This is a genomic window from Zoogloea sp. (assembly GCF_041904905.1).
Classification (GTDB): Bacteria; Pseudomonadota; Gammaproteobacteria; order Burkholderiales; family Rhodocyclaceae; genus Zoogloea.
Map to the genome: position 1 here is coordinate 1 of NZ_JAYRMI010000054.1, position 15,150 is coordinate 15,150.

The following is a 15,150-nucleotide window of genomic DNA, read 5'->3' on the forward strand; positions in this document are numbered from 1 at the left end:
CTTCAACGACCTGAAGCTGCGCGGTTGCGAGGACATCCTGATCGCCGTCACCGACGGTCTGAAGGGCATGGCCGAAGCGCTGGAGGCAGTGTATCCGCGCACGACGCTGCAGACGTGCATCGTGCATCTGCTACGCAACAGCCTGAGCTACGCGGGCTACAGGGAGCGCAAGGCGCTGGCCGATGCCCTCAAGCCGATCTACCAGGCGGTGAGCGCCGAGGCAGCGCAGGCGGCGCTGGAGGCGTTTGCAGAAGGGGAATGGGGCCAGCGCTTCCCGACGGTGGCCGCGGCATGGCGACGGGCGTGGGAGCAGGTGATCCCATTCTTCGCGTTTCCGCCGGAGGTGCGCCGGGTGATCTACACCACCAATGCCATCGAAAGCCTCAACGCCCGCGTGCGCAAGATCATCAAGACGCGGGGGCACTTCCCGACGGACGAGGCGGCCACCAAGCTGATCTGGCTGGCGCTACGCAACATCACGGCGGAATGGAAGAAACCGATGATGCACTGGAAGCCGGCGATGAACCAGTTCGCCATCCTGTACGGCGAGCGCTTCATCCCGGCCGTGACAAAATGAAAACCCCCGATTGACCCCGGCCGCGGTTGGGGTCAATCGAAATTCGCCTCAAACACAAAATTACTGACACTCCCTTCGGCGCCCCCGAGAGTGCGATCGGCGAAAGATCAGCCCGCGTTGGCGGCGAACCACTGCTCCGCGGCGGCGACGGTCGCGTCGATGTCCGCCTCGGTGTGGGCGGCGGAGACGAAGCCCGCCTCGAAGGCCGAGGGGGCGAAGTAGTGGCCTGCATCGAGCATGGCGTGGAAGAAGCGGTTGAAGGTCTCGCGGTCGGAGGCCATCACGTCGGCGTAGGTCTGGGGCACGGCTTTGGCAAAGTACAGGCCGAACATGCCGCCCACCGAATCGGCCACGAAAGCGACGCCGTGCTTCGCTGCGGCGGCGTTGAGGCCGGCCACCAGCCGCTCGGTGCGGGCGGTGAGGGTTTCGTAGAAGCCCGGGCGGGCGATCTGCTCCAGGCTGGCGAGGCCGGCGGCCACCGCCACGGGGCTGCCCGACAGGGTGCCGGCCTGATACACGCCGCCCAGCGGGGCGATCTTCTGCATGATGTCGCGGCGCCCGCCGAAAGCGCCCACCGGCATGCCGCCGCCGATCACCTTGCCCAGGGTGGTGAGATCCGGGGTGATGCCGTAAAGGCCCTGCACGCCCCGCGGGCCGACGCGGAAGCCGGTCATCACCTCGTCGAAGATCAGCACTGCGCCGTGTTCGGTGCACAGCCGGCGCAGCAGGTGCATGAAGTGGGCCGAGGGCTTGACCAGGTTCATGTTGCCGGCAACGGGCTCGATGATGACGCAGGCGATCTCGCTGCCGCGGGCCTGGAAGGTTTCCTCGAGCTGGGCCGGGTTGTTGTAGTCGAGCACCACGGTGTGCTTGGCGAAGTCTTCGGGCACGCCGGCGGAGGACGGGTTGCCGAAGGTGAGCAGGCCCGAACCGGCCTTCACCAGCAGGCTGTCGGCGTGGCCGTGGTAGCAGCCCTCGAACTTGACGATGGCGTCGCGGCCGGTGAAGCCCCGGGCGAGGCGGATCGCGCTCATGGTGGCTTCGGTGCCGCTGGACACCAGGCGCACCATCTCCATGCTGGGCAGCAGCTCGCACAGGCGCTCGGCCATGTCGATCTCGCGCTCGGTGGGGGCGCCGAAGGACAGCCCCTCCAGCGCGGCCGAACGCACCGCCTCGACCACCACCGGGTCGGCGTGGCCAAGGATGGCCGGGCCCCAGGAGCCGACGTAATCCAGGTATTCCTTGCCGTCCGCGTCCCACACCCGGGCGCCCAGGGCCTTCTTGAGGAAGCGCGGGGTGCCGCCCACCGATCGGAAGGCACGGACCGGCGAGTTGACGCCGCCGGGGATGGTGCGCTGGGCGCGGGCAAAGAGTTCTTCGTTGCGACTGGTCATGCTGGAGCTTCCTGAGAGGTCAATCGAACAGCCCGGCGTAGGCCGCCGCGCGGGCAGCCGGGTCGGGCGCGGAGAAGATGTCGCCGATGACGGCGAGCAGGCCGGCCCCGGCATCGACGAGGGGCAGCGCGTTGTCGAGGGTGATGCCGCCGATCGCCGCCACCGGCACCCGCAGCTCCCGCCGCGCACGGGCCAGCAGATCGAGCCCGGCCCGCGGCGCGTCGGGCTTGGTGGACGAGGGGTACATCGCCCCGAAGGCCACGTAGTCGACCCCGGCGGCAACACCGGCCACCGCCCGCGGCCACTCGTTGTAACAGCTCACGCCCAGAATGCGGCCGGGGCCTAGGGCCGCGCGGGCCGCCGCCGGATCGCCGTCGTCGCGCCCCAGGTGGGCGCCGTCGGCACCGAGTTCGAGGGCCAGCGCGAGGCTGTCGTTGATGACCAGCGGCACCCCGACCGACCGGCACAGGGCCAGCAGGCGGCTCGCCTGCTCATGCTTGAGGGCGGCGTCGGCCAGCTTGTTGCGGTACTGGACGAGGGCCGGACGCGCCGGCAACACCGCCGCCACGGCCGCCAGCAGGGCGTCGGTGTCGAGGAGATCGGGCGTGACGAGGTAGAGACCGCGGCGCATCGTCAGCCCCCGCCCCGGTCGGGCGGGCCGGCCCAGAAAAAACGGTCGGGGATGTACTGCCCCATGCCGGGGCGGAAGGCTGCGGTGAGGGTCTGCCAGGTGAAGCCCTGAGCCTCGAACACGGCATCGGAGATGTCCAGCCCGTGAGCCAGCGCCGCCGCCACCGCGGAGGCCAGGGTGCACCCGGAGCCGTGGTAGCTGCCCGGCAGACGCTCCCACGGATCGGCCCTCAACACCCCCTTCGCCCCATAAAGGGTATTAACTACCTGCGGGGTATTGGCGTGAGAGCCGGTGATGAGTACATACTCGGTTCCCATTTCGAGCAGCATGGTGGCGCACTCGGCCATGCTGCGCTCGTCGGCGTCTTCGCCGCCATAGCACGACACCAGCCGCCGGGCTTCCATCGTGTTGGGCGTGATGAGGGTGGCCTGGGGCACGATGAACTCGCGCAAGGTGGCCAGCATGGCCTCCGACGCCAGCTCGTCCCCCCGCCCGGAAGCGACGATGGGATCGACCACCACAGGAATATGAGGGTAATCGGAGATGATCTCGGCAATCACCTCGATGTTCTCGATGCTGCCCAGCACGCCCAGCTTGAACGCCTGCACCGGCATGTCTTCAAGCACCGCGCGGGCCTGATCGATGACGAAATCTGCGTCCACGGGCAATACTTCCTCGACGCCGACAGTATCCTGGACGGTGAGGCCGGTGATGACCGTCAGGGGGTGACACCCCATGCTGGAAATCGTCATGATGTCTGCCTGGATTCCGGCGCCACCGGTAGGATCGGAGGCGGCGAACACGAGAACCAGGGGGGGAGAAGGATCGCTGCGGTTAGTAGTCATTCCGGGAAACGAGGACGCACAATTTTGACTGCGACTGCGCTACCATTCACGATCCAAGCGATTCTAGCTGAAATCACCGCGACACACCCACATGGCAAGCCCCCCTTACAAGACCTGGATGTGCCTAATCTGTGGTTACATCTACAACGAGGAAACCGGCTCGCCTGACGAAGGCATCGCCCCCGGCACCCGCTGGGAAGACGTTCCCCCGAACTGGACCTGTCCCGAGTGCGGCGCACGCAAGGACGATTTTGAAATGATCGCGATCTGAGGCCAGGCCCCAGGCGCGCAAGGCAACGAAAGCAGCAAGTAGACCGGAGGGTCAATGTGAATCTCAGCGGAACCAAGGTCATGGTCATCGATGACAGCAACACCATCCGCCGCAGCGCAGAGATCTTCCTCGCCCAGGCCGGCTGTCAGGTCGTGCTTGCCGAGGACGGCTTCGACGCGCTCGCCAAGATCGCCGACCACGCACCGGACCTGATCTTCGTTGACATCATGATGCCGCGCCTTGACGGCTATCAGACCTGCGCCCTCATCAAGAAGAACCCCCGCCTCAAGGCGACACCGGTCATCATGCTGTCCTCCAAGGACGGTCTCTTCGACCGCGCCCGCGGCCGCCTCGCCGGCTCCGACGAATACCTCACCAAGCCCTTCACCAAGGAAAGCCTGCTGCGTTCGGTCGCCAGCCACACGCAGCCGCGCCAGCTTTCCGCCCTCGACTGACATCACGAGACGCTGCGCCCATGCCGATCAAGAAAATCCTCGTTGTCGACGATTCCCCGACGGAACGGCTCGCCCTGTCGGAGGTTCTCGTCAGGAACGGCTACCAGGTCGTGACCGCCGACAGCGGTGACGAAGCCGTCGTCAAGAGCAAGACCGAACACCCCGATCTGATCCTGATGGACGTGGTGATGCCGGGCACCAACGGTTATCAGGCCACCCGCACCATCGTCCGGGACGACGCCACCCGCGACATCCCGGTCATCATCTGCACCAGCAAGGGCCTCGAGACGGACAAGATCTGGGGCATGCGTCAGGGCGCCTTCGACTACATGGTCAAGCCCCTCGACCACGCCGTCCTGCTCGACAAGATCCGCGCGCTGGTCTGACGGAATCCCCATGGCGAAGCGGATCAGCCTCCACGAATTCCAGGCCGGCCTCGCCCGGCGGCTTGCCGACGCCAAGGACAGCCGCGCCTCGGCGCTGCTCGGCGTCCAGGCCGGCAAGCGCAACTGGCTCATCGACCTTACCGAAGCCGGAGAAATCCTGGCCGTCCCCCCGCTCGCCACGGTGCCGCTGTCCGAACACTGGTTCCGCGGGCTTGCCAGCGTGCGCGGCAACCTCTTCGGGGTGGTCGATTTCGCGGCCTTCCACGGCGACGCACCGATCGCGCCGGTGGGGCAATCCCGCCTGCTGCTGATCGGGGTGCGCCACAATCTCAACTGCGCCCTGCTCGTGACCCGGGCGCTGGGCCTGCGGGCCGTCGAGGATTTCGAACCCCTCGCCACCCCGCCCGACCCGGAACAGCCTTGGATCGGCGATCAGGTCCAGGATGCCCACGGCACCCACTGGACCCGCCTCAAGGTTTCCGAACTACTGAATCACGCGCGTTTTCTCGACGCCGCCCAATCGTGACCGAACAATCTGGAGGAGCGGCGGGCCACACCCGCTGAAGGAAGAAAAACATGGCATTCAAGCTACCGGGACTGTCGCTGGGCGGCAACAAGGGCGCCACGACCAACGTGGATACCATCATCGACAGCAGCGACGGCACGCAAGCCGGCTCCGGCCTGCCATTCCTCGGCGGCAAGAGTGCGTCCGAACAGCTGCGCACGCTGCGCATCCCCTTCCTGATCTTCGCCGTCCTCACCGCCGCCCTGGTGCTCTACCAGATCCGCGTGAGCAGCTTCGGCACCGCCTACGTCACCGCGGCCGGTGAAATGCGCACCCTGTCGCAGCAGATCGCCAAGGCCAGTCAGCTCGCGCTGCAGGGCGAGCCCACCGTCTTCGACGAACTCCAGCGGGGTCGCGAGCAGTTCAACAACCTCCTCGGCGCCGTCACCGACGGGGGCGACGTCCACGGCACCGGCGTGCCGGGCGGCAGCAGCGCGGTCACCGCCGAGCTTGAAGCCGTCGCCGCCCTCTGGAAGAAGACCGACGCCAACGCCGACAAGCTCCTGAAGGAACAGAAGCGGCTCACCGAGCTGGGCAAGGCCGTTGCCACCATCAACAGCAAGAACCCCCAGCTCCTCGAACTGTCCGAGCAGGTCGCCACGCTCAAGCTGCAGGGCGGCGCCTCCGCCCGCGAGATCGCCACCGCCAACCAGGTGGTGATGCTGACCCAGCGGATCGCCAAGAACGCCAACGCGCTGCTGATCGCCAACGCCATCGATCCGGAAGTCGCCTTCCTGCTGGGCAAGGACACCAACACCTTCCGCGACCAGATCGACCAGCTCCAGAAGATGACCGCCGACGGCACCGACGCCAAGGGCAAGCTCGCCGAACTCGAAGCCGTCGGCAAGGACAACCTCACCGCCGTCCAGACCATCCTCGGCAGCATCCAGCTGCTCGTCAAGGCCAAGGAAGCCGGCGCCAACATCTTCAAGGATTCCGGCCCGCTCCTCGAGAAGACCACCGAACTGGCCGAAGGCTACTCCAACGCCTACACCGGCTTCTTCACCTGGGTGTCCATGTCGATCATCGTCTGCGCCCTGCTGGCGCTGGTCTGCCTCGCACTGATGGCCAAGACCTACAACGACGACATCGCCCGCCGCCGCGCCGCCTCCGAGCAGCTCCGGGAAGCCGCCGAAACCGAGCGTAACGGCACCCAGCAGGCCATTCTGCGCCTGATGAACGAGATGGGCGATCTGGCCGACGGCGACCTTACCGTGCGCGCCACCGTCACCGAAGACGTCACTGGCGCCATCGCCGACTCGGTCAACTACACCATTGAAGAACTCTCCGTGCTGGTACGCCGGATCAACGACGCCGCCATCCGCGTGACCGCGGCCACCGAATCCGCCCAGCGGACCTCCGACGAGCTGCTCTCCGCCACCGAGCGTCAGGCCCAGGAACTGCGCCTCGCCGGCGAGACCGCCCAGAGCATGGCCAGCTCCATGAGCGCCGCCTCCGAAGACGCCCTGCAGTCCGCCCAGGTCGCCCGTCGCTCCCTCGAAGCCGCCCAGAAGGGCGCCGCCGCGGTGGAAGACACCATCAAGGGCATGAACGACATCCGCGAGAAGATCCAGGAAACCTCCAAGCGCATCAAGCGCCTCGGCGAATCCTCCCAGGAGATCGGCGAGATCGTGGAACTCATCTCCGACATTACCGAACAGACCAACGTGCTCGCCCTCAACGCCGCCATCCAGGCCGCATCCGCGGGCGAAGCCGGCCGCGGCTTCTCGGTGGTTGCCGAAGAAGTGCAGCGCCTCGCAGAACGCTCCGCCGAAGCCACCAAGCAGATCGGCGCGATCGTGAAGACCATTCAGACCGACACCGGCGACGCCGTGGCGGCCATGGAAAACGCCACCCGCGACGTGGTGGACGGCGCCCGCCTGTCCGAAACCGCCGGTCACGAACTGGCCGAGATCGAACGCGTGTCCGCCGAAACCGCCGAGCTGATCGAACGCATCTCGGTCAGCACCGAAATCCAGGCCAAGGCCGCCACCCAGGTGGCCGAAAAGATGCGCGGCATTCTGGCAATCACCGACCGCACCACCGCCGGCACCCAGCAGACCGCCGTGTCCATCGGCGAACTGGCTGATCTTGCAGTTGAACTCAAGGGCTCGGTTTCCGGCTTCAAGGTCTGACCCGCACACCCCGACCTGGAACGGAACCTGACCACCACGTACCGATGAGCTCAGCACATGAACTCGACCTGGGTCCGCTGACCTGGGTCAAAGGCGAAATCGACCTGGCCCTGGAAAGGGCCATGGAAGCGCTCGCCGAGGCCGGCAACTCCCCGGACCGGCCAGGGCGCATCAAGTTCGCCCAGACCCACCTGCACCAGGCCCACGGCGCCCTCTCCATCGTGGGCCTCGACGGCCTGACCCAGTTCTCCGAGCAACTCGACCGGCTGCTGGGCGAGATGGCGGCAACCCAGGTGCCGAGCACGCCCGAAGCCATCCGCCTCGCCACCCGCTGCATCGCGGCGATCGGCAACTACCTCGACGAACTCACCCGCGGCCAGCCCGATCAGGCCCTGCGGCTGCTCGGGCTGTACGGCGAACTCGCCCAGGCCCGCGGCCAGGACGCGCCCACCGCCGGCGAGCTGTTCTTCCCCGATCTCACCCAGCGGCCCGCCTTCCCGGCCCCGGCCGAAGGCGGCGACGATCCGAAGCGCCTGCGCGCCCTGCGCGGCCGCTTCGAACGGGGCCTGCTCAAGTGGTTCCGTAACGCCGACGACGTCGCCGGCCCGCAGGAAATGCGCGAATCGGTCGCCGGCATCGAAAGCCTGCAGGCCGTTCCCGCCTCCCGCGCCTTCTGGGCGGCCGCCACCGCCTTCTTCGACGCCCTCGGCCAGCGCGGCCTGCCCGCCGACGCCGCCACCAAGCGCCTGTGCGGCCGCATCGACGCCCAGATGCGGCGGGTGATGGAAGGCTCCAGCATCGTCGCCGAACGCCTCATGCGCGACGTGCTCTACCACGTCGCCACCACCCCCGCCCGGTCCCCGGCCATCGACAACGTCCGCAAGGCCTACCAGCTGCAGGCGTTGATCCCCGACGCCGACCGGCCCATTCGGGACACCCCCCTCGGCCCGGTCCTGCGCAAACTGCGCGAGGAACTCTCCGACGCCCGCGAAGCCTGGGACCAGTTCTCCAAGGGCGGCGCCATCGGCCTGCCCCGTTTCCAGGACACCATCGCGCCGATCGTCGATCATGCCCGCACCCTCGGCCAGCCCGAAGTCGCCGACCTCGCCGCCGCGCTGGGCGAACTCGCCCGCTGGCTGCGCCAGGATCCGCTGCGCCTCACCGACGCCCTGTCGATGGACGTGGCCACGTCCATGCTCATCCTCGACACCCGGCTCGACGCCCACGCCCGCGCCGACCGTCGCGAAGACCTGCAGATCGACGCCCTGCTCCAGCGCCTGAGCGCCCACCAGCGGGGCGAGAAGCTCCCCCCGATGGCGATCTCCGAGCCCGACGCCCAGACCCGTCAGGTCAACCGCCAGCTCGCCCACGAGATCCTCAACAGCCTGATCGAAGTCGAGCAGAGCCTCGACGGCTTCTTCCGCACCCCCGACCGCACCGACATCCTCGCCGCCGTGCGCGGCCCCCTCAAGCAGGTCGAAGGCGCCCTGGCGGTGATGAACGACGACGGCGCCGTGCGCCTCGTCCAGGACGCCGCCGCCCGCATCGCCGCCCTGCCCTCCGAGACCGGCGACAACACCCGCGCCTTCGAAGAGATCGCCCACCGCCTGTCCGCCCTCGGCGTCTACATCGAAGCCCTGCAGCACGGCCCGGCCGACCTCAACCGCATCCTGCGCCCCGACGACGTGCCCGACGTGGCCGACAGCGTCGAGGCCGAACTGGCCCAGCAGAAGCGCGAAGCCGCCGCCCTCACCGCCGCCCTCAAGGACAACCCCGACGACGTCGGCCTGCGCACCGAACTCCAGCTCAACCTCGAAAGCCTCCGTCAGGACGCCTCCCTCACCGCCGACCTCGAACTCGAGAAGCAGGCCCGGCAGGCCCTCACCATGCTCGACGCCGGCGAGCTGTTCAGCGTCCCGGCCCCCATCGCCGCCGCCCCCGCTGCGCCTGCCCTGTCCGCCGAAGCGGCCCGCCTCCTCGACGCCAGCGAAGCCGAGATCGACGCCGAGCTGCTGTCCATCTTCATCGAAGAAGCCATCGACGTGCGCGGCGCCATCGCCCGCAACATCGTCGAGCTGTGCCAGCGCCCCCACGACCTGAACATCCTCACCAACATCCGCCGCAGCTTCCACACCCTCAAGGGCAGCGGCCGGATGGTGGGCCTCAAGGAATTCGGCGAGGCCGCCTGGGAGATGGAGCAGACGCTCAACCACTGGCTGCGCCTTGAGCTGCCGGTCAACGCCGCGCTCCAGAAGCTCATCGACGACGCCCACGACACCTTCTCCGGCTGGATCGACCAGCTCAGTGCCGGCGCCGGCACCCACCGGGACGTCACCGCTCTGGTCACCGAAGCCCAGCGCCTGCGCAGCGAACAGCCGGCCCCAGCGCTGGCGCCGGCCCGCCCCGCACAGCCCGCCGCCCCCGCTGCACCGGTCGCGCCGCCTGCCGAAACCGAAGAGGTCAACCTCGAATCCACCGTCGTCGTGCCGGACGCCAGCTTCACTGAGACCGACATCGGCACCCCGACCGCCCTCCTCGAAGACGCGCCCGACCTCGCCCCGCCGCCGGTCGAGCTGCAGTTCCCCGACCTCAGCTTCCCCGAGCTGGAGCCCGCCCCGGCCGAGCCCGTCGACGCCCTGAGCTTCGACTTCGACCTGCCCACCGAGGCGGTCGCCGACGCCCCCGCCGGGCCAGCCGAACCCGCCGCGGTCGCCACCCCGCCAACGCGCCCCGACGAGCCCCTCGAGATCGAAGGCCTCCAGGTCGAAGAGACGCCGGAGCCCCTGCCCGATCTGCCCGACACCATGCAGACGGTCGAGGAGGCGCTGGCCGATCTCGACGAAGAGCGCATCGAACTGCCCGAACCCATCGAAGCCGTCGAGGCCCTGCCGGTCGACGAGTTCAGGGCCCCGATCATCGATCTGCTCCCGCTCGATGAAGCCCCCACCATCGACCTGCCCATCGCCGAAGAAGCGCTGGAACCCCTCGAAGCCGAAGAGGAGATCCAGGTCGAAGAGATCGTCGACGACAGCACGGCAGACCACATCGACGACGACACCAACCCGGACGAAGTGCGGCTGGGCGACATCGTCCTGTCCCGCCCGCTGTTCGACCTCTATCTCGTCGAAGCCCGTCAGCACGTCGCCACCCTGCGCCACGAACTGGCCCGGCTGTCGGTCAACCCCAGCCTGATCCCCCCACAGTCGGCGATCCGCGCCGCTCACACCCTGTCGGGCATCTCCGGCACCGCCCGCTTTGCCGCGCCCCAGCTCCTGGCCAAGGCCCTCGAACTGGCCCAGCAACGCCTCGCCGACCACGACCGCGCGCCCACCGGCGAGCAGACCGTCCTGCTCAACGCCGCCGCCACGTCCCTCGAAGGCATGCTGGTCCAGCTCTCCGCCCGCAGCCTGCCCCAGCCCGAACCCGCGCTGATCGAGCAGCTCGACGCCGTGCTCGCCACCCATCTGGCCGAAGTCATCAGCCTGCGCCCCGACGCGCCCCCGGCACCGCTCGCCGCCCCCATCGCGCCGCCCCCCATCGCACCACGCCCGGCCGAAGCCGCCGCGCCCGCACCGCAACTGCGCGACGAACTCGACACCGACCTGCTGCCCATCTTCCTGGACGAAGGCAACGAACTCCTCGACCAGCTCGACGTGGCCGTCCACAACTGGCGCGGCAACCCCGCCGACGCCACCCCGGCTGCCGGCATCGCCCGCCTGCTGCACACCCTCAAGGGCAGTGCGCGGATGGTCGGCGCCATGAGCCTGGGCCAGAGCCTCCACGACCTCGAGACCCGGCTTGAGCGGGTGCGCGGCCAGAACGCCGCCGAATCCGGCATCCTCGACGAACTCGAAACCGCCCTCGACCAGACCCGCCAGGCCCTCGACACCCTCGGCAATCCCGAAGCCGTCGCCGCCCCGGTCGCCGAACCCGCCCAGCCGGCAAACCTCGTCGCCACCCCCATCGAGCTGGACGACACCGGCCCGGCCCAGCCCGGCGAACTCGCCGCCCAGGCCGCCCGCACCATGCTGCGGGTCGAAGCCAGCCGCATCGACCAGTTCGTGAACGAGGCCGGCGAAATCTCCATCGCCCGCACCCGCATCGAAGGCGAGTTGCGCACCCTGCGCCGCTCCCTGCTCGACCTCACCGAGAACGTCATCCGCCTGCGTAATCAGCTGCGCGAAGTCGAGATCCAGGCCGACACCCAGATGCAGTCGCGCCTGTCGCAGGTCGAAACCCATCACACCGAGTTCGACCCCCTGGAGATGGACCGCTACACCCGCCTCCAGGAACTCACCCGGATGATGGCGGAGAGCGTGGGCGACGTGACCACCGTCCAGCAGAACCTCCTCAAGAACCTCGACGGCGCCGAATCGGCCCTGCACGCCCAGTCGCGGATGGCCCGCGAACTTCAGCAGTCGCTGATGTACGTGCGCATGGTGCCCTTCGACAGCCTCGCCGAACGTCTCTACCGCCTTGTCCGCCAGACCGCCAAGGAGCTTGGCCGGCGCGCCAACCTCGACATCATCGGCGGCCAGATCGAAATCGACCGCAGCGTGCTGGAGGCCATGACCGGGCCACTCGGCCACTTGGTCCGCAACGCCGTCACCCACGGCATCGAGCCGCCCGAGGTGCGCCGCGCCGCCGGCAAGCCCGAGATCGGCCAGATCACCCTGCGCGTCTCCCACGAAGGCAACGACGTGGTGATCGAGTTCCGCGACGACGGCGCCGGCCTCGACTTCGCCAGCATCCGCCGGCACGCCATCGAGACCGGCCTGATCGACGCCAGCGAGGAAACCGACGACAAGCGCCTCACCAACCTGATCTTCGTGCCCGGCTTCACCACCGCCAGCCTGTCCAGCCTCGCCGGCCGTGGCGTGGGCATGGACGTGGTCAAGAGCGAGACCGCGGCCGTCGGCGGTCGCATCAGCGTCGCCACCGAAGCCGGCCAGGGCACCACCTTCCGCATCCACCTGCCGCTCACCCTCGCCGTCACCCAGGCGCTGCTGGTGCGCGCCGGCGGGCGCACCCTGGCGATCCCCTCCTCGATGGTGGCCCAGGTCCTCGAACTCAAGCCCCAGGCCCTCGAAGACATCCGCGCCAAGCGGGGCACCGAGTGGCTCGGCGAGCACTTCAGCTACCGCTATCTGCCGCGCCTGCTGGGCGACACCGAATCCCAGCCCCAGCTCGACCGCTTCAACTGGATCCTGCTGCTGCGGGCCGGCTCGGAAACCCTCGCCCTCCACGTGGATGCCCTGCGCGGCAACCAGGAAGTCGTCGTCAAGAACGCCGGGCCCCAGTACGCCCGGATGGTCGGCTACTCCGGCGCCACGGTGCTTGGCGACGGCGAGATCGTGCTCATCCTGAACCCGGTCGCCCTCTCCGGCCGCACCCACGGCGGGGCCGAGGACGTCCTGCCGGCGGTCAGCCGCGCCAGCCTCGTGCCCACCCAACCCACCGTGATGGTGGTGGACGACTCCCTCACCGTGCGCAAGATCACCGGCCGCCTGCTCGAACGGGAAGGCTACCGGGTCATCACCGCCAAGGATGGCGTCGACGCGCTGGAGCAACTCCTCACCGCCAGCCCCGATGTCATCATCGCCGACATCGAGATGCCGCGGATGGACGGCTTCGACCTCACCCGCAACATCCGCGCCGACGCCCGCCTGAAGGCCGTGCCGATCATCATGATCACCTCCCGCACGGCCGAGAAGCACAAGCGTTACGCGGAAGAAATCGGCGTCAATCACTACCTCGGCAAGCCCTACGACGAAGACGTGCTGCTGCAGCTGATCCGGGATTTCGTCACCAACGCCTCACGCTGAACCGGACGAAACGGCCGCTTTCGTCCGGGGCAGGCTCCGGCTTGGCTATAATCGGTCGTTTTCCCTGCGCGACCGCCTCATGAATCTGCTCTTCGAAGAGGATGGTGCCTTCAAGACCGGCACCATCCTGACCGACAACGACGCCTCCCTGCAGGTGGAAACACCCCATGGCAAGCGCCTCAAGCTGAAGAGCAACCACGTGCTGATGCGCTTCGCCCAACCCGGCGCCGGCGAGTTGCTCGACCGCGCCGAAGCCGAAGCCGAAGGCCTCGACACCGAATTCCTGTGGGAAGTCTGCGGCGACGACGAGTTCGGCTTTGCCGAGTTCGCCCGCGAATACTTCGGCCACGAGCCCAGCCCCGTCGAATCCGCCGCCGTGCTGCTGCGCCTGCACGCCGCGCCGATCTACTTCCACCGCAAGGGCCGCGGCCGCTTCCGCAAGGCCCCGGCCGAGATCCTTCAGGCCGCCCTCGCCGGCCTCGAGAAGAAGCGCCAGCAGGCCGCCGCCGTCGAGCGGATGCGCGACGAACTCCTCGCCGGCCAGCTGCCCGAAGAACTCAAGCCGCTCGTGCGCCAGCTGCTCTACAAGCCCGACCGCAACCGCCTCGAAACCAAGGCCCTCGAAGCCGCCTGCGCCGAAGGCGGCAAATCCGCCGCCCGGCTGCTGCTCGACTGCGGCGCGCTGGCCTCGTCCCACGAGCTGCACTTCGACCGCTTCCTGTTCGAATACTTCCCCGCCGGCACCGGCTTCCCCGCCTTCGAGCCGCCGGTCGCGCCCGCCGACCTGCCGCTCGCCGCCGTGCGCGCCTTCTCCATCGACGACGCCGCCACCACCGAGATCGACGACGCCTTCTCGGTCACCCCGGTCGACGGCGGCTGGCGCATCGGCATCCACATCGCCGCCCCGGGCCTGGGCTTCGGCCGTGGCTCCAGCCTCGACGCCATCGCCCGCGAGCGCCTGTCGACGGTGTACATGCCCGGCAACAAGATCACCATGCTGCCCGACGCCATCGTCGAGAGCTTCACCCTCGCCGAAGGCCGCGACTGCCCGGCCCTGTCGCTGTATCTCGACGTCAGCCGCGATCTGATGGTCACCGGCAACCACTCCCGCATCGAGCGCGTGCCGGTGGTCGCCAACCTGCGCCACCACGACATCGAGCCGGTCTTCAACGAGACCACCCTCGCCGAAGGCGGCCCGGATTTCCCCTGGAAGACCGAGCTTACCCTGCTGTGGGAGTTCGCCACCGTGCTCGAAGCCGGCCGCGGCAAGCCCGCCGCCAACCAGAACCTCGTCGACTTCAACTTCAGCGTCGACTGGTCCGAAACCACCGCCGACGGCCCCGGCCGCATCGAGATCGGGCGCCGCTCCCGCGGCTCGCCCCTCGACAAGCTGGTGGCCGAGCTGATGATCGCCGCCAACAGCACCTGGGGCAAAGCCCTCGCCGACGCCGGCATCCCGGCCCTGTACCGGGCCCAGACCGGCGGCAAGGTGCGCATGACCACCGCCGCCGCGCCCCACGAGGGCCTGGGCGTCGATTGCTACGCCTGGTCCAGCTCACCCCTGCGGCGCTACGTGGATCTGGTCAACCAGTGGCAGCTCATCGGCTGGCTCAGCGGCACCGCGCCAGCCTTCCCGCCCAAGTCGCCCGAGCTGATCGCCGCGATGCGCGACTTCGAGCTCACCTACGCCGCCTACGCCGAGTTCCAGCGCGGCATGGAGCGCTACTGGTGCCTGCGCTGGCTGCGCCAGCAGGGCCATCCGGCCATGAGCGCCCGCGTGCTGCGCGAGAGCCTGGTCCGCCTCGAAGCCATCCCGCTGATCTTCAAGGTCCCGTCGATGCCCACCCTGCCGCCCGGCACCCGCGTGCAGCTGGCCATCGACAGCACCGACCTGATCGACGTGGACGTGCGCGCCACCTACCTCGAAACCCTGGCCCCGGCTGGCAACGAACCCATCGAGGAGGACGACGCAGACCTGCCGGCCGCCACCGATGACGCGTCCGCCACGGCGCCGGACACCCCCGCCCCCGCCGCCACCGAGGCCCCGCCCGCCGCCTGAGTCCGCC

11 protein-coding genes are annotated in these 15,150 nt (G+C 68.7%); 8 read left to right on the forward strand and 3 right to left on the reverse strand.

The window, feature by feature from the left end:
* On the forward strand, positions 1–577 hold a 577-nt coding region (locus ACE3N6_RS14020), incomplete at its 5' end, for an IS256 family transposase (protein WP_374246398.1).
* A gap of 107 nt (positions 578–684) precedes the next feature.
* Here ACE3N6_RS14020 and hemL read toward each other — a convergent pair.
* Genes hemL through thiD form a run of 3 tightly spaced genes read right to left on the reverse strand, consistent with a single transcriptional unit; the run spans position 685 to position 3,447 of the window.
* On the reverse strand, positions 685–1,971 hold the full coding sequence (gene hemL, locus ACE3N6_RS14025) for a glutamate-1-semialdehyde 2,1-aminomutase (RefSeq protein ID WP_374246399.1): 1,287 nt from the start codon (positions 1,969–1,971) through the stop codon (positions 685–687).
* Positions 1,972–1,990: 19 nt separating this feature from the next.
* Entirely contained in the window at positions 1,991–2,602 is a 612-nt protein-coding gene (gene thiE, locus ACE3N6_RS14030) for a thiamine phosphate synthase (RefSeq protein WP_374246400.1), read from the reverse strand.
* A gap of 2 nt (positions 2,603–2,604) precedes the next feature.
* Positions 2,605–3,447 (reverse strand): bifunctional hydroxymethylpyrimidine kinase/phosphomethylpyrimidine kinase, encoded by an 843-nt coding sequence (thiD, locus tag ACE3N6_RS14035; RefSeq protein WP_374246401.1) that lies wholly within the window; start codon positions 3,445–3,447, stop codon positions 2,605–2,607.
* 118 nt (positions 3,448–3,565) lie between these two features.
* Between thiD and ACE3N6_RS14040 the strand changes: the two genes are divergently transcribed.
* The 7 genes from ACE3N6_RS14040 to ACE3N6_RS14070 all read left to right on the forward strand — a co-directional run bounded on the left by ACE3N6_RS14040 (position 3,566) and on the right by ACE3N6_RS14070 (position 15,143).
* Complete coding sequence (locus ACE3N6_RS14040) at positions 3,566–3,718, forward strand: rubredoxin (protein ID WP_374246402.1); 153 nt, start codon at positions 3,566–3,568, stop codon at positions 3,716–3,718.
* Positions 3,719–3,774: 56 nt separating this feature from the next.
* A complete protein-coding gene (locus ACE3N6_RS14045) occupies positions 3,775–4,173 on the forward strand; it encodes a PleD family two-component system response regulator (protein WP_374246403.1) in 399 nt (132 codons plus the stop codon).
* A gap of 20 nt (positions 4,174–4,193) precedes the next feature.
* A complete protein-coding gene (locus ACE3N6_RS14050; protein WP_374246404.1) occupies positions 4,194–4,559 on the forward strand; it encodes a response regulator in 366 nt (121 codons plus the stop codon).
* Between the two features lie 10 nt (positions 4,560–4,569).
* On the forward strand, positions 4,570–5,085 hold the full coding sequence (locus ACE3N6_RS14055) for a chemotaxis protein CheW (protein ID WP_374246405.1): 516 nt from the start codon (positions 4,570–4,572) through the stop codon (positions 5,083–5,085).
* Between the two features lie 50 nt (positions 5,086–5,135).
* Positions 5,136–7,259 carry a methyl-accepting chemotaxis protein gene (locus ACE3N6_RS14060; protein WP_374246406.1) on the forward strand — a complete coding sequence of 708 codons (2,124 nt, stop codon included), beginning with the start codon at positions 5,136–5,138 and terminating at the stop codon, positions 7,257–7,259.
* Positions 7,260–7,381: 122 nt separating this feature from the next.
* Positions 7,382–13,084 carry an Hpt domain-containing protein gene (locus ACE3N6_RS14065; protein WP_374246407.1) on the forward strand — a complete coding sequence of 1,901 codons (5,703 nt, stop codon included), beginning with the start codon at positions 7,382–7,384 and terminating at the stop codon, positions 13,082–13,084.
* Positions 13,085–13,163: 79 nt separating this feature from the next.
* Positions 13,164–15,143: a ribonuclease catalytic domain-containing protein gene (locus ACE3N6_RS14070; RefSeq protein WP_374246408.1), complete on the forward strand. Its 1,980-nt coding sequence runs from the start codon at positions 13,164–13,166 to the stop codon at positions 15,141–15,143.
* Positions 15,144–15,150: the final 7 nt, after the last annotated feature.

Bases quoted from the DNA above. Each gene is read 5' to 3' on its own strand.
- ACE3N6_RS14050 (WP_374246404.1), top strand. From the start codon at position 4,194: ATGCCGATCAAGAAAATCCTCGTTGTCGACGATTCCCCGACGGAACGG.
- thiD (WP_374246401.1), bottom strand. From the start codon at position 3,447: ATGACTACTAACCGCAGCGATCCTTCTCCCCCCCTGGTTCTCGTGTTC.
- ACE3N6_RS14060 (WP_374246406.1), top strand. From the start codon at position 5,136: ATGGCATTCAAGCTACCGGGACTGTCGCTGGGCGGCAACAAGGGCGCC.
- thiE (WP_374246400.1), bottom strand. From the start codon at position 2,602: ATGCGCCGCGGTCTCTACCTCGTCACGCCCGATCTCCTCGACACCGAC.
- ACE3N6_RS14070 (WP_374246408.1), top strand. From the start codon at position 13,164: ATGAATCTGCTCTTCGAAGAGGATGGTGCCTTCAAGACCGGCACCATC.
- ACE3N6_RS14065 (WP_374246407.1), top strand. From the start codon at position 7,382: ATGGAAGCGCTCGCCGAGGCCGGCAACTCCCCGGACCGGCCAGGGCGC.
- ACE3N6_RS14040 (WP_374246402.1), top strand. From the start codon at position 3,566: ATGTGCCTAATCTGTGGTTACATCTACAACGAGGAAACCGGCTCGCCT.
- ACE3N6_RS14055 (WP_374246405.1), top strand. From the start codon at position 4,570: ATGGCGAAGCGGATCAGCCTCCACGAATTCCAGGCCGGCCTCGCCCGG.
- hemL (WP_374246399.1), bottom strand. From the start codon at position 1,971: ATGACCAGTCGCAACGAAGAACTCTTTGCCCGCGCCCAGCGCACCATC.